The organism is Chitinophaga sancti (genome assembly GCF_034087045.1).
Lineage (GTDB): Bacteria > Bacteroidota > Bacteroidia > Chitinophagales > Chitinophagaceae > Chitinophaga > Chitinophaga sancti_B.
The window spans coordinates 5537021-5561983 of sequence record NZ_CP139247.1; the positions used below are offsets into that span (position 1 = coordinate 5537021).

At 45.1% G+C, this 24963-nt stretch carries 25 protein-coding genes; 17 read left to right on the plus strand and 8 right to left on the minus strand.

The genetic code is table 11. From position 1 onward, the window contains the following. Positions 1-51 precede the first annotated feature (51 nt). Positions 52-234, minus strand: a complete 183-nt coding sequence (locus SIO70_RS22460; RefSeq protein WP_320574494.1) for a hypothetical protein — start codon at positions 232-234, stop codon at positions 52-54. On the opposite strand from SIO70_RS22460, the gene SIO70_RS22465 reads away from it, so the two are divergent. Further along, a complete protein-coding gene (locus SIO70_RS22465) occupies positions 233-988 on the plus strand; it encodes a helix-turn-helix domain-containing protein (protein ID WP_320574496.1) in 756 nt (251 codons plus the stop codon). The genes SIO70_RS22460 and SIO70_RS22465 overlap by 2 nt on opposite strands. A gap of 48 nt (positions 989-1036) precedes the next feature. Next, complete coding sequence (locus SIO70_RS22470) at positions 1037-1912, plus strand: hypothetical protein (RefSeq protein WP_320574498.1); 876 nt, start codon at positions 1037-1039, stop codon at positions 1910-1912. Here SIO70_RS22470 and SIO70_RS22475 read toward each other — a convergent pair. After that, positions 1907-2560, minus strand: coding sequence for a suppressor of fused domain protein (locus tag SIO70_RS22475; protein WP_320574500.1), 654 nt, complete (start codon positions 2558-2560; stop codon positions 1907-1909). The genes SIO70_RS22470 and SIO70_RS22475 overlap by 6 nt on opposite strands. Positions 2561-2703: 143 nt before the next feature. On the opposite strand from SIO70_RS22475, the gene abc-f reads away from it, so the two are divergent. Further along, a complete protein-coding gene (gene abc-f / locus SIO70_RS22480; protein WP_320574504.1) occupies positions 2704-4293 on the plus strand; it encodes a ribosomal protection-like ABC-F family protein in 1590 nt (529 codons plus the stop codon). Between the two features lie 52 nt (positions 4294-4345). Here the strand turns inward: abc-f and SIO70_RS22485 are convergent, their stop codons facing one another. Beyond that, the gene (locus SIO70_RS22485; RefSeq protein ID WP_320574506.1) at positions 4346-6733 is read right to left on the minus strand and encodes a discoidin domain-containing protein; all 2388 of its coding nucleotides are present in this window, start codon (positions 6731-6733) and stop codon (positions 4346-4348) included. 100 nt (positions 6734-6833) lie between these two features. Here SIO70_RS22485 and SIO70_RS22490 point away from each other — a divergent pair, with 100 nt between their 5' ends. From SIO70_RS22490 to SIO70_RS22515, 6 genes are all read left to right on the plus strand, one after another. Further along, the gene (locus tag SIO70_RS22490; RefSeq protein ID WP_320574508.1) at positions 6834-7559 is read left to right on the plus strand and encodes a DUF72 domain-containing protein; all 726 of its coding nucleotides are present in this window, start codon (positions 6834-6836) and stop codon (positions 7557-7559) included. A 22-nt stretch (positions 7560-7581) separates the two neighbouring features. After that, positions 7582-8694: a tetratricopeptide repeat protein gene (locus SIO70_RS22495; RefSeq protein ID WP_320574510.1), complete on the plus strand. Its 1113-nt coding sequence runs from the start codon at positions 7582-7584 to the stop codon at positions 8692-8694. 30 nt (positions 8695-8724) lie between these two features. Then, positions 8725-9414 (plus strand): DUF2461 domain-containing protein, encoded by a 690-nt coding sequence (locus SIO70_RS22500; RefSeq protein ID WP_320574511.1) that lies wholly within the window; start codon positions 8725-8727, stop codon positions 9412-9414. Positions 9415-9457: 43 nt separating this feature from the next. Next, positions 9458-10321 (plus strand): serine hydrolase, encoded by an 864-nt coding sequence (locus tag SIO70_RS22505; protein ID WP_320574513.1) that lies wholly within the window; start codon positions 9458-9460, stop codon positions 10319-10321. Positions 10322-10340: 19 nt separating this feature from the next. Further along, the gene (locus SIO70_RS22510) at positions 10341-10727 is read left to right on the plus strand and encodes a DoxX family membrane protein (RefSeq protein WP_320574515.1); all 387 of its coding nucleotides are present in this window, start codon (positions 10341-10343) and stop codon (positions 10725-10727) included. A 117-nt stretch (positions 10728-10844) separates the two neighbouring features. Beyond that, positions 10845-11132 (plus strand): hypothetical protein, encoded by a 288-nt coding sequence (locus SIO70_RS22515; protein WP_320574516.1) that lies wholly within the window; start codon positions 10845-10847, stop codon positions 11130-11132. Here SIO70_RS22515 and SIO70_RS22520 read toward each other — a convergent pair. Beyond that, a complete protein-coding gene (locus SIO70_RS22520; RefSeq protein WP_320574518.1) occupies positions 11099-12190 on the minus strand; it encodes an anaerobic sulfatase maturase in 1092 nt (363 codons plus the stop codon). The genes SIO70_RS22515 and SIO70_RS22520 overlap by 34 nt on opposite strands. Positions 12191-12422: 232 nt before the next feature. On the opposite strand from SIO70_RS22520, the gene SIO70_RS22525 reads away from it, so the two are divergent. Beyond that, positions 12423-12566, plus strand: coding sequence for a hypothetical protein (locus SIO70_RS22525; RefSeq protein WP_320574521.1), 144 nt, complete (start codon positions 12423-12425; stop codon positions 12564-12566). Positions 12567-12647: 81 nt separating this feature from the next. Beyond that, positions 12648-13361: an alpha/beta hydrolase gene (locus SIO70_RS22530; RefSeq protein ID WP_320574523.1), complete on the plus strand. Its 714-nt coding sequence runs from the start codon at positions 12648-12650 to the stop codon at positions 13359-13361. On the opposite strand, the gene SIO70_RS22535 is transcribed toward SIO70_RS22530, so the two are convergent. Continuing rightward, positions 13331-14728: a carboxylesterase family protein gene (locus SIO70_RS22535; RefSeq protein WP_320574524.1), complete on the minus strand. Its 1398-nt coding sequence runs from the start codon at positions 14726-14728 to the stop codon at positions 13331-13333. The two genes, SIO70_RS22530 and SIO70_RS22535, sit on opposite strands and share 31 nt — an antisense overlap. Positions 14729-14806: 78 nt before the next feature. Here SIO70_RS22535 and SIO70_RS22540 point away from each other — a divergent pair, with 78 nt between their 5' ends. The 5 genes from SIO70_RS22540 to SIO70_RS22560 all read left to right on the plus strand — a co-directional run bounded on the left by SIO70_RS22540 (position 14807) and on the right by SIO70_RS22560 (position 20272). After that, positions 14807-15901 carry a vWA domain-containing protein gene (locus SIO70_RS22540; RefSeq protein WP_320574527.1) on the plus strand — a complete coding sequence of 365 codons (1095 nt, stop codon included), beginning with the start codon at positions 14807-14809 and terminating at the stop codon, positions 15899-15901. A gap of 33 nt (positions 15902-15934) precedes the next feature. After that, positions 15935-17443, plus strand: coding sequence for a sigma 54-interacting transcriptional regulator (locus tag SIO70_RS22545; protein ID WP_320574529.1), 1509 nt, complete (start codon positions 15935-15937; stop codon positions 17441-17443). 96 nt (positions 17444-17539) lie between these two features. After that, positions 17540-18142 (plus strand): TetR/AcrR family transcriptional regulator, encoded by a 603-nt coding sequence (locus SIO70_RS22550; RefSeq protein ID WP_320574531.1) that lies wholly within the window; start codon positions 17540-17542, stop codon positions 18140-18142. Between the two features lie 14 nt (positions 18143-18156). Further along, complete coding sequence (locus SIO70_RS22555) at positions 18157-18918, plus strand: SDR family oxidoreductase (RefSeq protein WP_320574533.1); 762 nt, start codon at positions 18157-18159, stop codon at positions 18916-18918. Between the two features lie 40 nt (positions 18919-18958). Then, entirely contained in the window at positions 18959-20272 is a 1314-nt protein-coding gene (locus tag SIO70_RS22560; RefSeq protein ID WP_320574535.1) for a Gfo/Idh/MocA family oxidoreductase, read from the plus strand. Positions 20273-20471: 199 nt separating this feature from the next. On the opposite strand, the gene SIO70_RS22565 is transcribed toward SIO70_RS22560, so the two are convergent. Together SIO70_RS22565 and SIO70_RS22570 are read right to left on the minus strand one after the other, a co-directional pair. Next, positions 20472-20978: a GNAT family N-acetyltransferase gene (locus SIO70_RS22565; RefSeq protein WP_320574536.1), complete on the minus strand. Its 507-nt coding sequence runs from the start codon at positions 20976-20978 to the stop codon at positions 20472-20474. 224 nt (positions 20979-21202) lie between these two features. Then, positions 21203-22417, minus strand: a complete 1215-nt coding sequence (locus SIO70_RS22570; RefSeq protein ID WP_320574539.1) for an MFS transporter — start codon at positions 22415-22417, stop codon at positions 21203-21205. A gap of 89 nt (positions 22418-22506) precedes the next feature. Between SIO70_RS22570 and SIO70_RS22575 the strand changes: the two genes are divergently transcribed. Next, complete coding sequence (locus SIO70_RS22575) at positions 22507-23403, plus strand: LysR substrate-binding domain-containing protein (protein WP_320574540.1); 897 nt, start codon at positions 22507-22509, stop codon at positions 23401-23403. Here SIO70_RS22575 and SIO70_RS22580 read toward each other — a convergent pair whose 3' ends face one another. Then, positions 23404-24612, minus strand: a complete 1209-nt coding sequence (locus tag SIO70_RS22580) for a hypothetical protein (RefSeq protein ID WP_320574542.1) — start codon at positions 24610-24612, stop codon at positions 23404-23406. It lies immediately after the preceding gene. Positions 24613-24963: the final 351 nt, after the last annotated feature.

Consider the following 24963-nt stretch of genomic DNA (forward strand, 5'->3'; position numbering starts at 1 on the left):
AAAGCGTCTGCCCCATTAGGCAGACGCTTTTTTTGTATATTAACGTATGATTTATGCGCTAACCTGTGGCAGTATTTTTTTACTGTCTTTTTTACTGGCCAGTACCGCAGGAAAGGTAAATTTGCCGGCAAATCGCTGGTTGGGAGCTTTTTTCTTTTGTGTAGGATGTGCTATCGCCTCTATGATTGTCCCGGCCCGGTGGATACCGTTGACAGAGCTTACTCGTTTTGCCATGGCACCCTCCCTTTATTTCTGTGTACTGCATTATACAAAGGGGTTTAAGAAAGCAGCCTACTGGCATTTCTTACCGGCAGGGTTGTTTTTTATTTTTACTGTACCTGAAATCATTTGCAACAGACATCTCTTTTCCTTACCTGCATCCTACTCACCCGTCTTTGGCTGGATCATGGCCAGAGTTATAAAGGTGCAGTTATTCCTATACGTCTCCCTGTCTATTTACCGCCTCATGAAGCACCCTATGCATTTGCCCTGGCTCCGATATTTGCTATGGAGTATCTGTTGCCTGATGCTCATCTGGTTCAGCGGTCTTAATCAATATGCGGTAGTGATGGCAATTTTCGGAATTGGATTTTTGGCTATCAGGCAAAAGGATTATCAGCCACGTCCGGTTCAGACTCCCATTCCTGATGATTTAAAAGCCCGTCTGGAAGATTTAATGACCAGACAAAGGGTTTATACAGACAGCGACCTGAACCTACCCTTATTGGCCGAAAAAATGGAGATAAGTGTCCATGACCTGTCCGCATTATTAAACAACGGCTATGGCCAGAACTTCAATCAATTCATCAATACCTACAGGATCACATTGGCCAAGGAGCTCCTGCTTTCAGAAAGACATGCCCACCTGAGCATACTGGGAATTGCCTTTGAAGCAGGCTTTAATTCCAAGACCACCTTCAATACCACCTTCAAAAAAGCGACCGGTCTATCCCCTTCGGACTGGAAAAAAAGTGGTTCGGAAATATAGTTCGGAACGCCGAAAACCAATCCCCATGGTAGTATTGTGAAAAAAAACATGAGAAAAATTCCGCTTTCCATCCTGAGTGGATTATTAGCATTAGCAGTTTTCAGCAGGATTGCCATGAGGTATTTTAACTTTTTACCAATGCCCTGGATGTGGGGATTGACAGCATTGCTAAGTATTATATTAATTATTAAACCATCGAAACAATGGATCTGCTTTGCCATCTCCTTTGACCTGATTGTTTTTGGCTGGCAAAAACTTTTTCATCAACAGGCCAACGTTCCCCAATCGGTACTCGACCTGCCATTTAGCTCCCTGCCTGCCGATACGGTTAACTGGGCTTATTTCCAGTATTCTTATCCCTATATGGTGGCCATTGCGCTGACCCAGATAATCTGTTCCTTCCTGTTGTTATTCAGAAGCACCCGGCTATTGGGTTTGATCATGTTGATCCCTGTCTTATTGAATATCATGATGATAGATGTTTTTTACAAGATTGGTATGGGAGCATTGCTTCACGCAACTATTTTATTTGCCGGAGTCATCTATCTGTTAGCGGAGTTTTATAACCAATTAAAGCAGGTATTTTTTCAAAAAAATGAATTCAATATTTATACTGTACTCGCGGCGGCTGTACTTCCATTTTTGTTAGTCGTTACCGCTCCTTCTCCAAACAAACACCCATCCATTACAGGCAAGTATAAGGTGGGGAACCATGCGCTCACCATCGTGTATTTAGAGTATTTTAATGATGTAACCCTGCAATGGGGCGATGTGAACCACCGATACACTGGTAAATACCAATACCGGGGAGATACGCTCATTGCAGGGCCGTTAAAAGGTATTATTAAAAAAGAGATGGATCATATTACATTGACGGGCACACTGGAAAAGGATTCTGTGCATCTTGACATGATCCGGTTATGACCGTCTTTCCAAATCAGTGATCAGCAAAGGATTAGTAATAGCTAATGCTGTCAGTACTTCCTCCACAGCTGTTCTTGTATTGGCTTTTTGAATCCGCCCAAGCTCAGCTGTGGTCAATCCTACTATTTGCAGGAAGGTGACCTCTCCATTCGGCGTATTGATACGACCGGCTTCCGGGTCTTTGATAAAAGCCAGACCAGTAATATCAGTATCCGTGTCAAGACGGATGGGCCCATTAGCTGGTATGTACTGAAATTCCTCAAACCATTTACCTGAAGTAAATACATAGCGGGCCAGGTTGTTCATCATATTGATCACCCAGGTTGGCTTATCCGGATCACCCGCAAATGGCTTTACACGCATGGTCAGTTCAAACCCCCATTTGCTGAATTCACCACCTGCGGCTTTTTCGTTGTAATACAATTCAGAAAAACCATAACTCACAATATGAAAATGTTCTTCCTGCTGATTACTTTTGTAAATACTTGTGCCATCAAGTGGATCTTCTCCACCTGCTGCATAGTGTAACGGTGGGGCATAATGTGCTGGTTCCTGACCCGGGTAAATTTTATCAAACACATTGTCAATGGCTGTCCAACCAACAGTATCGTCCTCGGTAAACAAACTTTTATAGGCTTCTGGTGTCATAAAAATAAAGTATGGTACGCTGAAAAAATAGCACCTTTTCCCTATATTTGCAAAAATTACGCCTACTCCAATGTGAGATCTATTTTCTATAAATAATCAGTAATCAAACCCACTTCACTAATTCTTACTGAAGAAAATAGTCCATGTTCACTTTACAACAGGTAACCTATCTGCATCCTAATAAGGATCTGCTATTCGACAATATTGACCTCACCGTTCCTACCAATGCAAAATGCGCATTGATCGGGAATAACGGTGCGGGTAAGTCCACCCTGCTCAAACTCATGGCAGGCATATTGACACCTGCTTCCGGTACAATTCATACCAGTGGCAAGCCATATTATATACCACAACATTTCGGTCAGTACAATGACCTCACGATTGCACAGGCATTGCATATCGATCATAAAATAAACGCACTGCACAGCATCCTGGAAGGCGATGTTTCCGAATCCAACATGACCTTGCTGGATGATGACTGGACCATAGAAGAAAGATGCGCAGCAGCGATATTACACTGGGGGTTACAGGACTTCACCCTCTCACAGCCTATGCACACCCTCAGTGGCGGACAGAAAACGAAAGTCTTTCTCGCCGGCATTGCCATTCATGAGCCAGACATCATCCTGCTGGATGAGCCCAGCAATCACCTGGATAGTCATGGCCGTGCCCTGCTATATGACCTGATCGAACATGCGAACGCTACCATCGTAGTCGTCAGCCACGACAGGCATTTACTGCAACTCCCCAACCAGGTATTTGAGCTGAGTAAAAAAGGTATTACCATTTATGGTGGTAACTACGACTTCTATCTTGCACAAAAACAAATAGAAAATAACGCCCTGGCTCAGGATTTAAAAAGCAAAGAAAAGGCTCTCCGCAAAGCAAAAGAAACGGAAAGGGAAACGGCAGAAAGACAACAAAAACTTGATGCACGGGGGAAAAAGAAACAGGAAAAAGCAGGGTTGCCGACTATCGCCATGAATACCTTCCGTAACAATGCAGAAAAGAGCACTGCCCGTGTAAAAGGCGCGCATGAAGAAAAGGTAGGCCAACTCGCACAGGACCTGCAGGACCTGCGCAAAGAGCTGCCCGACATTGACAAAATGAAACTGGGATTTGAAAATGCTAATTTGCACAAAGGTAAACCACTCATAAATGCGCAAGGTGTTAATTTCGGTTATCAGCATACCCCACTCTGGTCACAGTCACTCAGTTTTCAGATCAATAGCGGAGAAAGACTTTCCATCAAAGGATTGAATGGTTCAGGGAAAACAACCCTGATCAAAATGATGCTGGGACAATTGACGCCGACTGCCGGTATACTCACCAGTCAGACAGGTAAAACAGTGTATATCGACCAGGATTATTCATTGATCCATAACCACCTGAGCGTATACGACCAGGCCCAATTATTCAATCGCTCCGCATTACAGGAGCATGAAATAAAGATCCGTCTCACACGTTTTCTCTTTACAAAAGAATATTGGGATAAGCCCTGCAGTACCCTTAGTGGTGGCGAGAAAATGCGCCTGCTGCTTTGCTGCCTGACTATCGATCAGCAAGCGCCTGATATGATCATCCTGGATGAACCGACGAACAACCTCGATATTCAGAATGTAGACATTCTCACAGCTGCCATCAATGCTTATGATGGTACATTGATCGTCATTTCACACGATCAGTATTTCCTGGAAGAAGTACGTGCAGTCAGGACAATTGAGCTAAGATAATAAACCGCCCCGGCATCATCACCGGGACGGTATAACCTATGTTCAAACAATTTTATTGTACTACAATCTTGTGTGACTGACCGCCAGCGGATATGATATAAATCCCCTTAGGCCATCCTGAAACGTCCAGTTGCAACTGGTTTACATCCTGTTTCAGGAGAGTGGTGTACATGGCTTGTCCGTTCATACTGTATACACGCAGTACGGTAGGTGATTTAATACCTTGTACCTGTACATGGAGGATGTTGGTGGTTGGATTTGGAGAGGCGTTTAGTGAAAAATCAACAACTGCTGTTGTCGTTTTCTTTGCAGATGCGGTCGTTGCGGCAGTCGCATTGCCCCCATGAATCACAACTTCCCACAATGAAATGCCATAAGCCGTAGCACGTTTCAATCCCAATACACGTACGTACCTGGCATTCACCGCCGGGAAACTAATAGTTTCCGTGCCGCCAGTACCATTCGTTACGGCTTTTTGTACTGTCCAGCTAAGCGTATCCAAAGAGGTTTCAATCCGGTAACTGGTCGCATACGCGGCTTCCCATTTGATCACTACTTCTGATACAGCACGAACTGTATCCAGGTCTACCCTTACCCATTGGCTATCCTTGAATGCAGATGACCACCTGGTAGTCGAATCATTTCCGTCAAATGCATAAATGGCAGGAAAATCAGCTGTCTCAATAGAAGAAGCAACTGCCTTTTTACCTGCGGCTAAATCTTCGGACTGTAAGACGAAGTTTACCCAGTTCAGGTTGAACTGAGCACTTTCCATATAGACTTTCAGCACCTTTTTACCCGTTGTCAGCACCGGCGTAGTCACATTCACGGTAGTCCACGTCTGCCAGCCACCGGTAGTAGGTACACTGATCGTACCAGTAAAGTTCTGACCATCCAGTTCAGCATGGAAAGACTTGCCGGTTGCAGTAGTGGCCACACGCGCCTGGAAGGTATATACACCCGCTTTGGTAATATTCACTGTATATTCCAGGTATTCAGTCGTGTGCACAGCCCCCACGTCATAGCCGCCGTTTGTATCCGTACAGCTTTCAATATCTACCCCTTCAGTAGTTCTGTACTGTCCCTGTGTATTGCCTGCATCATAGTCATGATACGCCACCCCTTCGCCGCCATTATCAAAATTCTCTGCTTCTATCTTTCCGGGAATGGTCCACGCACTTCCACCATATGGGCTTTGCGCAGCATTACCGTATACTTCCAGTTCATATATAGAGTAGCCATAAGCGGTGGATCTGGCCGTACCATAAATGCGTACATAGCGACCAGTGCCACTGAGACCTGTTACATCATTGGTCAGCGTGGTATTGCCACTTACAGATTTAATCGTGGTCCAGGTACCCGCATCCGCAGAAACCTGTACCTGGTATGCGGTAGCTGATGCTGTTTCCCAGGTGATCTTAACTTCGCTGATGTCATAATTCGCACCCAGGTCTACATACACCCACTGCGGATCGCTATAATCGGAGGACCAGCGGGTGGTGTAACTGCCATCAGTAGCATTACCTGCTACATAGGTTGTACTGGTTTCTACTGAAGAAGCTATGGCAGTTTTGCCTTTGGCCAGATTCTGCGGCACTGGTGTGTTACCGGAACATACGGTACCTAAGGTGCTGTAAATAGAATTGATATCACCATATTCAGAGGCAATATCCCAGATCATAATTCCACCTGCAGTGGATTTGGCCAGTGTGGATTTCTGGATATGCTCTGCCGTATTATTGTCTGAACTATAAAATGGTACACCCAGCATACGTTTGCTTTGCGGTACGCCCCTTGATGTCCAGTAAGACATAGAACTGCTGGCCAGGCTGTAATCACCATAGCACATGATGTTCACGAGATCCAGCATAGAGACGTCATCATAGTGATCGCCATTGTTGGCTGCACTCTCGGAAACCGCGGCGGTAAACAGTTTGCCCATGCCGTGGATCTTAGTACCCAGGGTCGTCGCCAGAGCATTCCACTTAGCCTTGGTAGTGGGGTATTCCCAATCCAGGTCAATGCCGTCCAGGTTGTACTGACTGATCAGGTTTCCGCAGGCCGTGGCGAGGTTATTGATATAAGTGGTATTACCGGAAATGGTTTCGAATGGCGTGTTGCCTGGAGAAGAATCCAGCCAGCCACCGATAGACAACAACACTTTTACATTGGCTGCATGTGCCCGGGTCACCAGGTCGGTCAATGAAGCGCTATTGTCCACACCACCAATTTTACCATCGGTGCCCGGAATGGCAAATGCATACATAATATGCGTGTATCTGGTATAGTCGATCTTCGAAGGGCTGTTGATGTAGTAACTACCTCCGGCTACCCACGAAGGGTAATACCCTATGATGTTGTAACATGATACCTGTGAGAAGCATTTCACAGAGAGCATGACGAGGAATAAAAGAATGATTACTTTGAGTTTTTGCATCATGAGATGTTTAATGGTTTTTCTGTTGAATGAGGGAAATTGATGAACATAGGTATGATTCAAATATAATTGTTTATAATGTATTATCAAACCAGATATTAATATGAATGGCCTGTATAAATCGGGCACCAGCGGGCTTGTACTGCCAGTTCCCAACAAAGCTGCTTTCCCGCCGGCGTACCGGGATAAGAGCCGGCTTACTTACTATTCCAGTTTGTTTAACAGCATTGAAATCAATAGCTCATTCTATAAATTACCTAAAGGTAGTACGGTAAAAAAATGGACGGAAGAGGTGCCGCCTCATTTCGTATTTACTTACAAATTATGGCAGGAAATTACCCATATAAAAGGGTTAGCATTTAATCCCGGAGATGTGTTAAATTTTATGACTGTCATTGACCAGGCAGGGGATCAGAAAGGTTGTTTGCTGGTACAGTTTCCACCTTCCCTGACGATCGATGGTTTTGGTCAGGTGGAATCACTGCTGTCGCTAATTTCCGGGTGGAAGGTAGCGTTGGAGTTCCGGCATTCCAGCTGGTACATCAGCGAAACGTTTGAATTGGCCGACGAATACGGCGCCAGTATAGTCCTGCACGATATTCCGAAATCAAAAAATACCCGGTTAAATAACAAGGCCAATTTTGTTTATCTTCGGTTTCACGGTCCCGCTGGCGATTATAAGGGTGGTTATACCCATGCTCAGCTGGAACAACATGCTTTACAGATCAAAGAATGGATGAGAGAAGAGAAAGAGGTGTATGTGTATTTCAATAACACCATCGGGGATGCAATTACAAACCTGATGACATTGAATGCATTGATCGGTTAAACGGGAAAAAATATCCCTATATATGAAAAAGTTTATCGCAACCATTTGTTGCTGTTGCGCCCTGTACCAAAGTTACGCCCAGGACAGTGTCCTCTTTAAAAGGCTGGCGCAGGCAGAAAACTGGCAGGACATTATCGCTGCTACCACAGCACCTGATACCCTATCGGCTCCGGCATTGAATATCCTTGGCATTGCTTATCAAATGTTATCACAGGATAGTATGGCGATCTCCATCTTTGACAAGGCCAGTGCCAGATCACCAAAAGATCCCCGCTCCTATTACCTGAAAGGCACTTTGCTCAATTTGAGACAGCAATACAGGGAGGCGATTCCCGTATTTGAAAAGGCACAGGATTGCGATGTCAGTGCCCGCAACTATGTAGGATTGAGTGTTGCCTATCGTGGTTTAAAAAAAATCCCTCAGGCGCTAGAAGTATTAACCAAAGCAAGCGAACTACCTGATGACGACGGGCATGCCAATGTCATGATTGGCCAGATCTATACAGAACAGAATGATAATGAAAAAGCGCTGGCTGTATATTACAAGGTGAAAGATAAACTGGCAAAAGATGGGGAGGATTACCAGACGGCCTGTATCGGCATCTGTGATCTTGAAATCAAAGAAGGCAGACATGAGCTGGCCTTGCCGGTAGTGCAGGAATTGTTGGAAATAGACACGGCGAATTATGTAGCGATGACCAAAATGATCCAGATCTGCTATCACGATAAGGATTATATAACGGGCGAACGATACAAGGCGAAATTGTACGCGGCACAGCGGGACGGTAAACTGGACGGAGAGCTGAATGACAGGTTTTGTCTAGACAGATTTAAATGGAATAAGAAAGATGTGGTTGTATACGAAAGATATGAGCATGGTACATCCGACAAAAATTATAACAAGATCATCTTTGTGGTCATGGCTACCCCCGAAGCGGTTGAAATGACGATCCAGACAGAATATACTCTTCCTGTTGAGGAAAGCAACCCTTATTTACTTTGCGGAACGGATAATGATGGGCATAACAACTACGGGGTGAGATTCGGTGACAATACACCGTATGAAGAACTGAAAACGGCCGTGCTGAAAATCCTGGATAATAAAAAACAAGCTGTAGCGGGTAGTGCTCATTAGGATTATCTTTGCCATTCAATTTTCATTGTCATGGCAAAACAATCACAGGTGATCATACCTGCATCCGGATACGATTTTCTGGAGAAATTAAGAAAGAATAATAACCGCGAATGGTTTAATGAGCATAAAATGACTTACCAGCAGGAGCTGCAGCATATTGAAAACTTTGCTGAAGCCCTGTTGGCCAAAATGAATGTACACGACCTGATTGAAACCCCATCAGGCAAAAAAAGCCTTTACCGCATTTATAGGGATACCCGTTTTTCACAGGATAAAACACCTTACAAAACACATTGGAGTGGGAGCTTTAAACGTGCGACAAAACAGCGCAGGGGTGGGTATTATTTTCATATAGAAAAGGGGAACAGCTTTGTAGCAGGTGGATTCTTTGGCCCTGTACCGGCAGACCTGAAACTGATCAGGGATGACATCGCCTTTGATCCTGCACCTTTGCAGAAAATCATCCACAGTAAAGCATTCACTGCTGCTTTTGGCACATTACAGGGGGAGCAGTTAAAGACGGCTCCTAAGGGGTATCCTGCGGATCATGAAGCCATAGATCTGTTGAGGTATAAACAATATCTGCTGATCAGGAGGTTTACGGATGAGGAAGTAATGGAAGCGTCTTTCCTGGAAGAAGCCAATAAAACATATAAGGCGATGCGCCCGTTTTTTGATTATATGAGTGAGGTACTGACCTCTAATGGCAACGGGGAATGATTCAGGACTACCGTAATTCATTAAGATTTTTTATCTTACCAATATGAAGTATTTCTTTCTTGCGCTTTTGCTCCCAACTTTCGTCTTCGCCCAGCACGACCAAAAACTGGAAAAAGGCCTCCGCGAAGTGATCTCCGGTTTTCACGGGGATGTAGGTATTTATGTCCGTAACCTGAAAACCGGCCACTATGCCGAAATCAATGCAGACAGCATCTTCCCTACCGCCAGTATCGTAAAGGTACCTATATTGGTAGGTGTATTTGACAAGATAGAGAAAGGAGAACTCCAATACCACCAGCCACTCGTATACAGGGACAGCGCCAAATACGGCGGCTCTGGTATAATGCAATATTTCAAAGACAGTTCAGAAACAGAGCTCAGCGTACTCCTCGCCCTCATGATGTCGTACAGTGACAACACAGCTTCCCTCTGGAACCAGGCCCTTGCCGGTGGTGGCGAACGTATTAACCAGCTCATGGAGCAATACGGACTGCACGTCACAAAGGTGAACTCCCGTACAGCCGGCAGACAGGAAATATGGAAAATCTACGGCTGGGGCATGACGACTCCCCGTGAGATGACCACCCTGATGATCAAAATCCGCAATGGAGAAATCATCAGTAAATCTGCTTCTGAAAGAATGTACCGGCTCATGACGCATCCTTATTATGACGAAGGAGCTATCTCCGCCATTCCTCCCTATGTACAGGCTGCTCACAAATCAGGCGCTGTAGACGAATCAAGATCAGAAGTCGTGTATGTAAATGCCCCACATGGGGAATATGCCTTCTATATCGGCACGAAGAATATTGCCGATAAAAGCTGGACAGATGACAATGAAGCGTCTATCCTGATAAGGAAAGTCTCCAAATACCTGTGGGAATACTTTGAAAAGAAAAAGGCATGATATTTAGACTACAAAAAACATGATCCGTCATATATTTCGCATTTTACTGGGCTTATTTTTGATTTTCGCAGGTGTTGGGCACCTGAGTTTCGCCCGATATGAATTCCAGGCACAGGTGCCTTCTTTTGTGCCATTGAATGCAGATTTAGTGGTACTGCTCTCCGGGGTAGTAGAAATTCTGATCGGCCTTGCCCTGATATTTGTACGAAAATACCGCGTACAGGTAGGCTGGCTGATTGCGCTATTCTTTGTCCTGGTATTCCCGGGCAATATTGCACAGTACATACATCACAGGGATGCATTTGGGCTGAATACAGATAATTTAAGGCTGATAAGACTGTTCTTCCAGCCGGTATTAATTCTTTGGGTTTTATGGAGCACAAATGCATTACGACGATTTTCCTGATTTAGTATACACATTACCTACCCCGGTTTAAACACCACCATAAAAACACCCCTGCTCCTGCTGTGGAATTGTTGACATATGGCCTGTCTTTTGTCTTACAATTCTAAACTCAAACATATGACCAGGCAAATCACAATTAACTTAGATGGGCAACAGTTTATGCTGGACCTGGAATTCGAACAACGCGATCATTCCATCGTCTATCATGTAACTCCCAACAAGCATTTCAGTAACCTGATCCCGGCAGGATTTGAAATGATTCAAAATGATTTTGATAAGGAGAGTGCTCCTACTTATGATGAATCAGGTTTAAGCGAACAGAGCAGACAAATTGCTGAAACAATCAGTCAGCAAATCAGTATGTTGCCACCTCAGTTCAGAGGCGGAAAACCTGTTGAAGCATAACGCATGACATTTGCAGGAGATCGCTGTTGGGCCAGTTCGTTGGCCATAAATTGCATATAAGGACGGATATGCCTGAAGAACAGACGGTAACCTTCACAAAGGTAATTGAGACCATCTGACTGCCTGTTCTTCGGGCATTCCCCTCTACAATATTTATAGACATCACATGTGCCACAGGCTGCCGGGAGCAGCCTGAACTTATTTAAGCCAAAAGCCTGCTGCTTATCTGAATGCATCATCTCCTGCAGCCCCCCTGTCAATACATTCCCTATTTTATACTGCGGCTCCACAAAATGATCACAGGCAAATACATCGCCGTTATGTTCGATTACAATCGATTGTCCGCAATAATCATTGAATACGCAACTCCCTGCCGGCACACCTACCTCATTTGCCAGTGCAGCGTCAAAAACAGGCACGAAATACCGGCCTACATCTCTCTTTACCCACTCGTCGAAGATGTTGCTCATAAACTGCCCAAACTCCAGTGGATTCACAGCTTCTTTTTTGCCCACTAATGGAATAAACTGCATGTACTCACTTCCTTCTCTTTTCAGAAACCGGTATACTTCCATCGGCTTCCTTACATTTAAATCGTGTACAACAGTCAGCGTATTGAATTCTACCCTATGTTTTAGTAATAACCGTAAGCCCCGCATCACCTGTTTAAAGGTGGCTTTTCCTCCTTTATTTACTCTGTATGGGTCATGTAATTCTGCCGGACCATCAATAGAAATTCCTACCAGGAAATTGTTATCTCTGAAGAAACGACACCAGTCATCCGTGAGCAAAGTGCCATTCGTCTGAAACGAATTCGTGATCACCTTTCCGTTCCTGTATTGTTTTTGTAACTGCAGGGCCTTTTTATAAAAAGGGATGCCCTGCAAAGTTGCTTCACCTCCCTGCCAGACAAAATCTACCTGCTGGCTGGGTTGCTCCCGGATATAGTTCCGGATGTATGCTTCCAGCACCGTATCATCCATATACGGTGTGTCCTTTTCCAGGTAATAACAATAAGAACATTGCAGATTGCAGGTAGCACCCGCAGGTTTTGCCATTAAATTGAAAGGAATTTGCATCATAACAGCAAACCTAGTAGAAAAAACGGGTGTAAACTATGACGGCGATCATTCACCCACAGCGGATTACAGGCTTTTTAACAGTAAATAACAATCCAATTTTGACTCTGGCACACTTTTCTCATTTACTTAATCAGAAGTTTAAAAAAACGCCTGCAGACGCCAACTTAAACAACCTTTATTGATCACAGTTTATTCAAACCTAATCATCATGAAAACGTTTAAATATTTCATCATCGCAACATTATTTATCGGTACTATCAGCTTAAGTAGCTGTCTGGTTGAACGTGGTCCTGGTTATGGTCCTCCACATCATCATCATTACCATGGTGGTGGCGGTTACTATCGCTACTAATAGTCTCGTACTTTTAATATTTAGCAGAAGGCTGGGATGCTTATTGGGTAGGCATTCCGGCCTTTTCTTTATATTGCGGGCATGAAAAAGCCCCAATTGTTATTACTCCACGGCGCCATTGGCGCCTCACAGCAGCTAACGGCGATCGCCGAAGCATTGTCTCCACATTATACTATCCACTTATTTGACTTTCCCGGACATGGCGGACAACCATTACCGGAGGAGCCATTTTCTATTGCACTTTTTGCTGAAGCTGTCGCAGATCACATCCGCTCACAGCAACTGGAAGATCTCACGATTTTTGGCGCCAGTATGGGAGGATATGTTGCCTTGCATTTAGCGGCAGCACATCCTGCTCTTGTGGACCGGATCATCACACTTGGCACAAAATTCCATTGGGATCCTCCTACGGCTGAAAAGGAAACGAAGATGCTCAATCCGGAGACGATGCTGGCGAAAGTACCCGCATTTGCGCAGGCGCTGGAGAAAATGCATGCGCCGAATGACTGGAAAATTGTTGTAAAAAAAACAGCAGAAATGATGCTGGCTATGGGTACGCACAATCCATTACAACCTGATGACTACAAAAACATCTCTACCCCTACATTGATCTTATTAGGAGACCGCGATCGGATGGTGTCTTTTGAAGAAACGTTACAAACCTATAAATTACTGCCGAATGCAGGTTTGGGTGTTTTACCCCATACCCCACACCCGGCAGAACTGGTGAATGCGCAGCTGCTGGCTACCATTATTTTAGCAAATCAATCCAGCAAAAAGCCCATCGCGGGATAGTTCGGATCTTCATAGCCGGGGATCTTATCCTCACGGGTAGGTTCCCCGTAAATCATTCCCAGCTTTCGACTGTCGTATTTTATCCAGGGGCTTTTGCCTTTGATAAAATTCACCCAGTCTGTATGGATTGTTTGCTGCAACGAAGGATTTTCCAGTGGTTGCTGGCTGCCCCATATGTAACCCAGCTCCTGCCCGTGGGTAGCGGGGTTGCCATGACTGGGCTGTTCGAAGGAGTACAGCCATACGTTAGCTTTTTGTGCGCTGAGTACATTGGCAAGACGATAAGTATGCAGCTGGTACATAATGCGGCTGAGTGTTTGTATTTTACCAGCAGTATCCGGTGGCAGCTGTACCAGATCCCCATTTTTACCAAACCAATCCCTGAGCGCCTGTCTATCCCCATGGTATAATCGTTTGTCAGCATTCATAAACACCAGGGCTTCTGCTTTATTGCTGCCGAGTAAGACCCGTACATTTTTTACAGGGTGCTTTTTTAGCCAGTTGTATGCATCGCTGAAAACGATCTTATCATCCGCCATAGGGCCGAAATAATTCGTACCAGAAGCTCCTTTTAACACCTTTGCCTGTGCAGTGATGATGTCATTCACAGATAAAGTGAGGAGTTGTCCGGGATCAGCAATATGTAAAGTATCCATGAGGCACTGCCTGATAGCTTTGGCCGTAGCAGTATCCCTGATACAGTTTACGCCACCGCTTTCGAGTACCAGTTGCTGATATTTGCCTTTGGCAGCAGGAGTCACCAGCAGTACACTGGTCAGTTTTGCACCTGCTGATTCCCCCATTACAGTTACCCGATCCGGATCACCGCCAAATGCGGCTATGTTTTCTTTGATCCATTGCAGGGAGGCTACCAGATCCAGCACGGCATTATTCGCCGCAGTTTCATAGCCCGGGATATCGTTTAAATACAGGAAGCCCAAAGCCCCTAACCGATAATTGATTGTAATTGTAACGATACTGTCATGATCTGCAAAAGCATGACCGTTCATCCACATGCCGGTACCGCCTGTCATACCACCACCGTGTACCCATACTACCACCGGCTTTTTCCCTTTCACACCGGGTGTATAGAGGTTTAGCCGCAGACAATCTTCATCGCCTGTTACTTTCCCATCCCACTGTGGAGCGATGGGGCCGAAATTCGTACACGAGAGAGTATCTTTCCAGGCGGGCCTGGGAGTGGGTGCTTTGAAGCGTTCCGCGCTGGCGTATGGTATACCTTTGAATACGAAGATGCCCTGTTCTTCGATACCTTTGATGTAACCGCGGGTTGTTTTAACTGTCTGGGCCGTGGAAATGCTGCATTGGAGAATGAGTGCCAAAGCAGGGAATATTCTTCTTAACATAAACATAAAATTAAAAAAATCCCTCACATCCTGTCACTGTCTTTGACTGTCAACTAAAATCACTAATTTAGAACTATTATGAGAGGCATACATTTTTCCAAATTTGAACCCGACGAGCAGGGAAAATCGCCATTTGAGAAATTACTTGACGTGTTTACCCAACTGCTGACTTACACCAGCGGCGACGTCAGCGAAGCACTGCAATGGTTGACCGAACTGGACAAGGAATACCAGCTGACCAACGAAGAATACGGTATCGGAGACTTCATACAGGAGCTAAGGGATAAAGGATACATCCGCGAAAACGAAGAAAACGGTAGTATTCAGATCACCGGAAAAACCGAACAGAACATCCGCAAACGTGCCCTCGAAGAGATCTTTGGTAAGCTGAAAAAGTCAAACGTGGGCAACCATAACACCCGTAAATCAGGACAGGGTGATGAACTGAACGCCGATTCCAGACCTTACCAGTTCGGCGACGCACTGGAACAGATCGACATGACAGCGTCCATCCGCAATGCCCAGATCAATCATGGTATCGAGAGCTTTTCCATACATCAGGACGACCTGGAAATACAGGAAACGGATTTCAAGACCCAAACGTCTACGGCCCTGATGATAGACATCTCCCACTCCATGATCCTTTACGGCGAAGACCGTATCACTCCCGCCAAAAAGGTAGCCATGGCACTGAGTGAACTCATCACCACCCGCTATCCCAAGGACACACTGGACATAATCGTCTTTGGTAACGACGCCTGGCAGATAGAGATCAAAGATCTCCCTTACCTGCAGGTGGGTCCTTACCACACCAACACAGTAGCAGGCCTGGAACTGGCCATGGACATCCTGCGCAGACGCCGGAATCCCAACAAACAGATCTTCATGATCACCGATGGGAAACCTACCTGTCTCAAAGTCGGCAAACAGTATTACAAAAACAGCTTCGGCCTGGACCGCAAAATTCTGAATCGCACACTGAACCTGGCGGCACAATGCAAAAAGCTGAAAATCCCCATCACTACCTTCATGGTAGCGACTGACCCGTGGTTGCAAAAGTTCGTGACCGAGTTCACCGAAACCAACAACGGGAAAGCATTCTTTTCCGGTCTTGACAAACTGGGACAATTCCTCTTCTTCGACTTCGAAAACGGGAAAAAAAAGGTGCTGTAAACTCAATTGTAATCAGTAAAATCTTATCAATTAATGAATATTAACATCAGAACGCTAGGTGAGTTAAAGAAGAGTGGATATAAACCTAAATCGGTCAAAGAAGAGATCAGACAAAACCTGATAAAAAAATTACAACAAAAAGAGATCACATTCCCCGGTATCATCGGTTATGAAGATACCGTTATCCCCGACACAGAAAGAGCATTACTGTCAAGGCACAATATCCTCTTCCTCGGTCTGCGCGGTCAGGCAAAAACACGTATGGCCCGCCAGATGATCTCCCTGCTGGACGAATACATTCCTGTAGTGGAAGGTTCTGAAGTGAACGACAGTCCTTTCGCACCACTTTCCAAATACGCCCGGGACCTGGTCGCTGAACTCGGTGATGCAACACCCATCTCCTGGTTGCCGGCAGAAGCCCGCTATGGCGAAAAACTAGCTACGCCAGATGTTTCCGTAGCTGACCTGGTAGGTGATATTGATCCTATCAAAGCGGCGAACCTGAAACTGAACTACGCAGATGAAAGGGTGATCCACTTTGGTATCATTCCCCGCTCTAACCGCGGCATCTTTGTAATCAACGAATTGCCCGATCTGCAGGCACGTATACAGGTATCCCTGTTCAACATCCTGCAGGAAGGCGATATACAGATCCGTGGTTTCAAAGTACGCATGCCGCTGGATATCCTCTTTATCTTCACAGCTAACCCCGAAGACTATACTAACCGTGGTTCTATCGTGACGCCGCTGAAAGACCGTATCGAAAGCCAGATCATCACGCACTATCCTAAGAGCGTAGAGAACTCCCTGCTCATCACCGAACAGGAAGCGAATGTACATGCAGAGCAATCACATGTTGAGATCAGTGATATGATCAAGCGCATGATCGAACAGGTGGCTTTTGAAGCACGTAACAGCGAATATGTAGATAAGAAATCCGGTGTCTCTGCCCGTCTTACCATCGCTGCGTATGAAAATGCAGTGAGTGCCGGCGAACGCAGGGCTATCATTAATGGTGAAAAATCAACTTTTGTCCGCGTCGCGGATTTACAGGGTATCATTCCGGCTATTACCGGTAAGATAGAACTTGTATATGAAGGTGAACAGGAAGGTCCATTGCAGGTAGCCGTGAATCTGCTGGACAAATCTATCCGTACACTCTTTGCTACTTACTTCCCGAACCCGGATTCGTTCAAAAAGCGCAGCAAACAGGTACAACAGGCCGAAAATCCTTACAGACAAGTAATTCAGTGGTTTGACAAAGGTAATGCGGTACAGTTACTGCAGGATGTGAGCGATAAGCAATACGAAACTGCACTGACAAAAGTAGATGGGCTGAAAGAACTGATCAAAGCCCGTTTTCCACAGGCGAATAAACAGGAACAGCTGCTGCTGATGGAATTCGTGCTGCATGGTTTGGCTGCTTATTCTTTAATCAGTAAGAAGGTGGTGGAAAATGAGACAAGGTTCAGCGACCTGCTGGGTACCATGATGAATTTTGGTACTAGTTCTGGTGAAGAGGAAGAATCTGAAGATTTTTAAAAATTAGCTGGCCGCAGGCCTTATAACCAAACCCCTTCAATTTTACGACAAAATTGAAGGGGTTTGGTGTTTTAAGTAGGATTATCTATTTTTGTAGTGATCATTACAGAAATACAAATGAGAGGCAGACCGACCATTTACGATAATAAAGAAGCATTGACGAAAGCCCAACAGGTATTCTGGAATAAAGGGTATACCGCCACTTCGCTACCTGATATCTTAGCAGCTATCGGCATAGGCGCCGGCAGCTTTTACAACGCTTTTAAAGGGGGTAAAAAAGAGCTTTTCAGCAAAGCGATACAGCAGCGCAGGGAGGCTTTTACTGCATTTAAGGCGGAATTAAAGGCAGCCCCAGTACCATTGGACCTTATCAAAGAATTCTTTCGCAGCATTGCAGCTACTGATCAGCAAACGCATATGCAGGGATGCATCATTGTCAATACAGTCGTGGAAATGGCCAACCTGGATGAAGAACTGGAAGGCGAAGCAGTGACTATACTTAAAGAAGTAGAAGCCATGTTCACCGAAACGATTGCAGCTGCACAAAAGAACGGCACCATTAAAAACCAGACAGATCCTGCGGTACTTGGCCGTTATCTTATCACGCTCTGGAACGGGATTAATGTAACAAGACGCATGTATCCTGACAATACTATTCTCGCGAAGCAAATAGACATGCAACTGGAAATACTCAATTAAATCAACTTACATACATGGATTTACAATTAAAGGGGAAGACTGCCTTCATCAGCGGATCTTCTCAGGGGATTGGTTTTGCCATAGCGGAGCAGTTACTTAAAGAAGGTGCTTCGGTGATTATTAATGGCCGGAATAAAGAAAAATTAGAACAGGCGATTGCGCAATTACAGCCACTTGGAAAGGTTTTAGGTATTGCAGGAGATATCGCCACGATAGATATACCGCGGGTAGATATTTTAGTAAATAATGTGGGCATCTTTGGTCTGAAATCTTTTTTTGAGCTGACGGATGAGGACTGGTTGCATTATTTTAATGTAAATGTGATGAGTAGTGTACGATTATCCCGTGCATTAATGCCATCTATGCTTGAAAAAAAATGGGGCAGGATTATTTTCATCAGTAGCGAATCAGGTGTAAATATTCCTCCGGATATGATTCATTATGGCATGACGAAAACAGCGATGTTATCGATTAGCCGTGGATTAGCGCAATTAACCAAGGGCACGGAAGTAACGGTGAATACAATTTTAGGGGGACCTACTTATTCCGACGGGGTAAAAACGGCAATCGCATCCATTGCAACCGCACAAAACGTACCTGCTGAGTTATTAAAGGAAAATATTTTCGCTGCGACCAATCCGGGATCCCTGTTGGGAAGATTTTTAGATGCTTCAGAAATTGCGCAACTTGCGGCCTACCTTGCTTCTCCGTTATCCATTGCTACAAATGGTGCAGCAATTCGTGCAGACGGCGGTGTATTAAATACAATCTTGTAAGATATTTTTATATCTTGTATACCGTCTCAATTTCCACTTTATGAACACAACCCGCAGAAAATTCATCCGTTCGGCATCCACCCTTGTAGCGGGTGCCGGACTGGCCGCGTCCCTCCCATCCACATTGCGTGCTATGGTACCTGGCGATCGCATTAATGTCGCCGCTATCGGCATCAATGGTATGGGATGGGCTGACCTCACAGCCATGCTGAAAAACCCGGCCGCCAACTGCATCGCCCTTTGTGATGTAGACAAAAACGTACTGGACAAAAGAGCCGGTGAACTGGCTGCTAAAGGCATCCATGTCAAAACGTACAGCGACTACAGGCAGTTGCTTGACAATAAAGACATCGATGCTGTCATCATCGGCACACCCGACCACTGGCATTGTCTGCAAATGACCGATGCGGTTTCTGCAGGCAAAGACGTATATGTAGAGAAGCCCATTGGCAACTCCATTTCCGAAATCCGCGCTATGGTCGAAGCCCAGGAACGTACTAAACGCGTAGTACAGGTAGGCCAGTGGCAAAGAAGTATGCAGCACTTTAACGATGCCATCGCTTTTGTGCACAGCGGAGCACTGGGGCAGGTACGTCTTGTAAAAGCCTGGGCATATATGGGCTGGATGCATTCTATTCCTGTAAAACCAGACGGCGAACCGCCTGCAGGCGTAGATTACACCAGCTGGCTAGGCCCGGCGGAGAAACGACCTTTCAATCCTAACAGGTTCCATTTTAACTTCCGCTGGTACTGGGATTATGCAGGTGGTTTGATGACCGACTGGGGGGTACACTTACTGGATTACGCACTGCTTGGCATGAAAGCCACGGATCCTCAATCCATCATGGCTGCCGGTGGCAAGTTTGCTTACCCCGATGATGCGGCAGAAACACCGGATACCCTCACCACCGTCTACCAGTTCGATGGATTCAATATCCAGTGGGAACACGCTACAGGCATCAATGGAGGCCCTTATAACAGGGATCATGGCATTGCCTTTATCGGGAATAATGGTACGTTGATATTAGACAGAGGCGGCTGGGAAGTCGTGCCTGAAAAAGAAGATGGGAAAGAAAAGATGCCCGCAGTACCCCGCAGGGAAAAGGTCGACAACGGCCTGGATAAACATACAAACAATTTCCTCGAGGTGATAAAATCCCGGAAACTGGAAGACCTGCATGCCCCGATACAGGTGGGAGCACATGTGGCAAAAGTGGCCCAAATGGGAAATATAGCCTATAAAACAGGCTTGAAACTACACTGGAACACCGAACGTCAGCGCTTTGATGAAAAGGCCGGAAATAAGCTTATTATGCCCCATTATCATAACGGGTATCATTTGCCTCGTTCCTAAAAAAACTGTGCGTAGCAGGTGAACCTGCTACGCACACCCTTTCCCCCTTATGCCATTGGCATTCAGCTTTCACAAAAAATTAAAAATGGAAAACACAAGGGGGTAGGTACGCTTAACTGCGTAAAAATCACACAACGTTCACCGGGCAATCATGGAGCATGTATTACCATTGGTGCTACACTATAAAAAGCAGCGCTACTTAAGCTGCATTACCTGTACTCTCACTTTCTGTATCAAGACTCATAGACAAGTATACCGCATCGCTGATGGGATTATCATAATAGGCGGCAATTGGTCTGAATCCGAGTCCGGTATAAAGGTCGATTGCACGGCGCATGTGCGCAAGGGTATCCAGCAAAATACGTTTATATCCCAGTCTGCGCCCGGCTTCGATGGCACTTGCTGCCAGGGCTTTTCCTACCCCATGACCCTTGTAAGCATCTCTTACAAAGAGGCGTTTCATTTCACAGGTTGAATTTTCAAAAGCTCTTACGGCTACGCAGCCTGCAGGCAGTCCATCTACCAGTGCTAAAAACAAACTACCTTCTGGAGCTACATAAGCAGGTTCCGGCAGGTTACTCAATTCTTCTTCAAAACGCTGAAAGCTCAGGTCCACACTCAGCCAGTTAGCATACTCTCTGAACAGGCCTTTTACCTGATCCAGTCTCTTTACATCATCCTTTGTTACTTCTACAATTTCCAACATACACTTCTTGGTTTGGTTACAAAAAATACAAAAGCCTCCTGAGGCATCAGAAGGCTTGATATCTATTACTGTAAATTGATACTTTACAATTAACTCAACGTCAGCATCCTTTGCATCCACAAAGCCTTACTGCTCACTTCCCTGTACAAATAGGGAGGGTAACAAATATAACAAAAAACAATTAAAAAAGAAAGAGTAAGAAATAATTAATATGTAGATAATATTTATTTTTTCGGTTTCACCAATAAGAGGGAACCCAATACCAGCAAAAACAATACGCCGATAAACACTTCCCAGTTCCATTTTTGTAAGGCGATACCCGTACTACTGCCCACCAGGCTGGATCCCAGGTAATAGAACAACCAATACAAAGAAGTGGCCGTACTCTTCCCATGCTTTGCCTGTTGTGATACCATTCTGCTCGCCATCGTGTGTGCACCAAAGAAAGCAAAAGTAAAGATGCCCAATCCTATAATTATCAAGCCGACACTTTTAGTCAGCAGGAACAATAATCCAGGTACCAGCAACAACATAAACACACGGAGGATCTTATCTGCCGGATGCCTGTCAGACCATTTACCTGTTACCAGTGAGCCCGCTACCCCTGTGGTATACATCAGGAAGATAAATGCGATCAGGTAATGTGGCAATGAAAATGGTGCTGCCTCCAAACGGAACCCTAAATAATTATAAACACTTACGAATGCACCCATGATCAATGCAGCTACAAAATATAACCTTACGATCAACGGATCACGGAGAAACTGTCCCATATGTTCCAGCTTACGTCTTGTTTGTACCTTGGCAGGTGCAAAGTGCCTGGATTCAGGAAATACACGCGCGAACACAAGCCCTAACAATAAGCTGCCTACACCTATACCTACTGTAGCCCACTGCCATCCCCACCAGCCAGACATTAAAGTAGCGCCTACACGTCCCATCATGCCTCCCATGGTATTACCGGCCAGGTATAAACTGATAGAAGTACCCAGTGAACCCGCATCTACTTCTTCTGATAAATAAGCCAGTGCTACCGCAGAAACTCCTGACAATACCATTCCTTTCACGAAATTGATGGCGATGAGCAATTCAAAATTGCTGACAGTCGCTGAGATAATTGTGAGAACGGTAGAGATGATCATTGAACTCACCATCAGCTTTTTTCTTGGAAAACGGTCGGCTTTAAAGGCAAATAAAAACAACCCGGTGGCCATCCCCACAGTACAGGCAGATACTGCCAGACTACTATGGGCTGGTGTGATGTTAAACTGTTTGCACAACAATGTCAGCATGGGCTGAAACAAATATAACTGCGCAAAAACCGACAAACCTGACAAAAAGATACCGAACCTGATACGTGTATACCGTAAACACCCTTTCACCGCTTTTTGTCTTTCAGGGCGCATTTTTAACACCCCGACGTCTGCTACCGCTTGCATAATCCTTGTATTTATTACACAAATTTATAACGGCGCTTCGATTAGTAAACATGGTATTTTTCTATGGTTATCATTGATAAAACCGATCGATGACCTACCTTCGTTTCATGGAACTACGCCAATTGCGCTATTTCGTGAAAACTGCAGAAATCCTAAACTTTACGGAAGCTGCAAGTATGCTTTATATCAGTCAAAGTACCCTTTCTCAGCAGGTTAAACAGCTGGAAGAAGAACTGAACACACCGCTTTTTGACAGAATAGGCAAAAAAGTGATGCTCACAGAGGCCGGCAAGCTTTTTCTGCCCTATGCCAGACAGAGCATTCAGAACGCAGAAGACGGTCAGCACCTGCTGGAGGACCTGCAGGAACTGGAAACGGGTGAACTCGCCATTGGGGTTACCTATGGGCTGCAAGCCCTGCTCACCCCTACCTTAATGGAATTCTCTGCCCGGTACCCCCGCATAAAGATCATCGTGGCCTCAGGGCCTTCCCTGGATCTGTTGGAAAAGCTACGACAGGTACAACTGGATTTTGTGCTCTCTTTCACGCCTGCCCAGAAGAATGATGTCCTGATCTCACAGACATTGTTCGAGTCCCGTTTATCCCTCATCGTACCCGTCAATGATCCACTCACAGCACGCAAAAGTGTAGATATAAAAGAGGTGGAAAGTCTGCCATTGCTCATGCCATCCAAAGCCTTCAACACCCGAAGTTTCCTGGATAAAATGTTTGAGAATAATAAGATCTATCCTGATATCAGGATGGAGCTGAGCGACATCAGTATATTATTACAACTGGTGGCGACAGGCCGCTGGTATACGGTATTAACAACGGCTTCGCTGGTGGGTCAGACCGCGGTACAGGCTGTAACGATCACCGGAATGGAAATGAGCAGACAGGCCACCATCTCGTGGCCAGCCAATGCTTACCGGAAAAAAGCGGCGATGGTATTTGCTGAAATGCTGCAACAGTTTGGAGGAGAATGATCAGAAGGCTTCGCCCAGCATCATGCTGAAACGACCACCTGTAGAGCTAACACCATAGTCAAATGCAATATTGGTATTAGAACGCTTATTGAACTTTACTCTCAAACCAGTACCCACAGCTGGATGTGGGGCAGTAAAGCGATATTCTTCGAGTTTGGTCACGGCATTCATATTGGCAAAGACCACAAAACCCAGGAAACCATTGGCTGTAATATCTCTGCGATATTCAGCTTCCAGGTCCCATAAACCTTTGCCCCTGTATCTATTTTGCGTAATTCCTCTTCCACTGTGGGTCGTAGGATCCCAACCGATACTTGGCAAATCCAGATATGGGGTTTTATTACTCAGTGCTGTCCAATAAAAGCCCCACAATGCTAACACATTCTGGCTACGTGGATCTCCAAAATGCAGATATCTTCTATAATCTACATACAATGAGGGCCAGTTTTCGCTACTGCCCAGCCATTTAAAGTTATAGCGCAATACGGTATTGAAATAATAACCAGACTGAGGGTTGATGGAGTTCTGACGGGCATCTTTCTGTACATTAAATGAGATACCGGATGACACGGAATGCTTGCCCAACTGGGTCCCGTATTCATAATGACTAAATTCCGATAGCGAAACACTGTCATTGTTTTTGAACCTGATGGCCGAATTCCAGTCCAGCATGTAACCCAGACCTGCCATCCACAGACCACCGTCTAACTTGTGTAACCAGGTTTGATAAAACCTGAAATAGTTGCTGTTTAGTATTTCTTTCTGATCATTGGATACGCCCTCTCCCACCCCCCATGTATATTGTGGGTTGATAATGAAACGCATATCACCGGTCACATTATCCTGGTTGCCCGTGAGCCAGATATTGCTGTGGAAGCTAAAGGAAAACCGTCCCCTGAACGAAAATGAAGGGGCAAAAGAGACGTTGGACAAATTGGTAGTTTTCCGTGGTCCCATATAAAAAGCCGCATTGGTACTGGTTATCAGCGCCACGCCACCACCAGGAATATTTGTCGGTATGGGTACTAATGAATAATATACCCTCTTGTCTCCTTTCTTAGGCATCTTCTTGCCGTGAATATGAAATGTCTTGCTGAAGATGTCGATTAAGTCAAGTTTAGGTACAGTATCCACATCATAACCATAATATCTCCTCATTCTTGGAATCGAATCCTGGGCAATGACGTCAGTTGTAAGCGTAATTAACATAATTATTAGTAATCCCTTCATTACTGGTAAGAATATAAAATACTGTGCCACAATTCAGTCCGCTATCAATTGACCACGATCATCATTATTCTTGAGAATGATCATTTCCTATGGAGCCGTACTGCCCTACCTTAGCAGTGATAATTATTCGAATTACTCACAATAAATAACCCAACAGGATAATTTTTTATCTAATTGGTTTGATAACAAACACAGGCGATCAATAAGTAAAAGAGATCAGATGATCAAATGCAAACAGCCGGCTTAGCACCGGCTGTTCATTTTTTATTTCTTCAAAGGTCTGTTGCTGAACTGCTTTCCAGCCCTATAGACAGCGAATATTTTTCTGTT

Bases quoted from the DNA above. Each gene is read 5' to 3' on its own strand.
- SIO70_RS22560 (WP_320574535.1), top strand. From the start codon at position 18,959: ATGAACACAACCCGCAGAAAATTCATCCGTTCGGCATCCACCCTTGTA.
- SIO70_RS22540 (WP_320574527.1), top strand. From the start codon at position 14,807: ATGAGAGGCATACATTTTTCCAAATTTGAACCCGACGAGCAGGGAAAA.
- SIO70_RS22475 (WP_320574500.1), bottom strand. From the start codon at position 2,560: ATGACACCAGAAGCCTATAAAAGTTTGTTTACCGAGGACGATACTGTT.
- SIO70_RS22530 (WP_320574523.1), top strand. From the start codon at position 12,648: ATGAAAAAGCCCCAATTGTTATTACTCCACGGCGCCATTGGCGCCTCA.
- SIO70_RS22555 (WP_320574533.1), top strand. From the start codon at position 18,157: ATGGATTTACAATTAAAGGGGAAGACTGCCTTCATCAGCGGATCTTCT.
- SIO70_RS22470 (WP_320574498.1), top strand. From the start codon at position 1,037: ATGAGAAAAATTCCGCTTTCCATCCTGAGTGGATTATTAGCATTAGCA.
- SIO70_RS22515 (WP_320574516.1), top strand. From the start codon at position 10,845: ATGACCAGGCAAATCACAATTAACTTAGATGGGCAACAGTTTATGCTG.
- SIO70_RS22535 (WP_320574524.1), bottom strand. From the start codon at position 14,728: ATGTTAAGAAGAATATTCCCTGCTTTGGCACTCATTCTCCAATGCAGC.
- SIO70_RS22510 (WP_320574515.1), top strand. From the start codon at position 10,341: ATGATCCGTCATATATTTCGCATTTTACTGGGCTTATTTTTGATTTTC.
- SIO70_RS22490 (WP_320574508.1), top strand. From the start codon at position 6,834: ATGAATGGCCTGTATAAATCGGGCACCAGCGGGCTTGTACTGCCAGTT.
- SIO70_RS22485 (WP_320574506.1), bottom strand. From the start codon at position 6,733: ATGATGCAAAAACTCAAAGTAATCATTCTTTTATTCCTCGTCATGCTC.
- SIO70_RS22520 (WP_320574518.1), bottom strand. From the start codon at position 12,190: ATGGCAAAACCTGCGGGTGCTACCTGCAATCTGCAATGTTCTTATTGT.
- SIO70_RS22500 (WP_320574511.1), top strand. From the start codon at position 8,725: ATGGCAAAACAATCACAGGTGATCATACCTGCATCCGGATACGATTTT.
- SIO70_RS22460 (WP_320574494.1), bottom strand. From the start codon at position 234: ATGGCAAAACGAGTAAGCTCTGTCAACGGTATCCACCGGGCCGGGACA.
- abc-f (WP_320574504.1), top strand. From the start codon at position 2,704: ATGTTCACTTTACAACAGGTAACCTATCTGCATCCTAATAAGGATCTG.
- SIO70_RS22570 (WP_320574539.1), bottom strand. From the start codon at position 22,417: ATGCAAGCGGTAGCAGACGTCGGGGTGTTAAAAATGCGCCCTGAAAGA.
- SIO70_RS22505 (WP_320574513.1), top strand. From the start codon at position 9,458: ATGAAGTATTTCTTTCTTGCGCTTTTGCTCCCAACTTTCGTCTTCGCC.
- SIO70_RS22580 (WP_320574542.1), bottom strand. From the start codon at position 24,612: ATGTTAATTACGCTTACAACTGACGTCATTGCCCAGGATTCGATTCCA.
- SIO70_RS22465 (WP_320574496.1), top strand. From the start codon at position 233: ATGGCACCCTCCCTTTATTTCTGTGTACTGCATTATACAAAGGGGTTT.
- SIO70_RS22545 (WP_320574529.1), top strand. From the start codon at position 15,935: ATGAATATTAACATCAGAACGCTAGGTGAGTTAAAGAAGAGTGGATAT.
- SIO70_RS22495 (WP_320574510.1), top strand. From the start codon at position 7,582: ATGAAAAAGTTTATCGCAACCATTTGTTGCTGTTGCGCCCTGTACCAA.
- SIO70_RS22575 (WP_320574540.1), top strand. From the start codon at position 22,507: ATGACCTACCTTCGTTTCATGGAACTACGCCAATTGCGCTATTTCGTG.
- SIO70_RS22525 (WP_320574521.1), top strand. From the start codon at position 12,423: ATGAAAACGTTTAAATATTTCATCATCGCAACATTATTTATCGGTACT.
- SIO70_RS22565 (WP_320574536.1), bottom strand. From the start codon at position 20,978: ATGTTGGAAATTGTAGAAGTAACAAAGGATGATGTAAAGAGACTGGAT.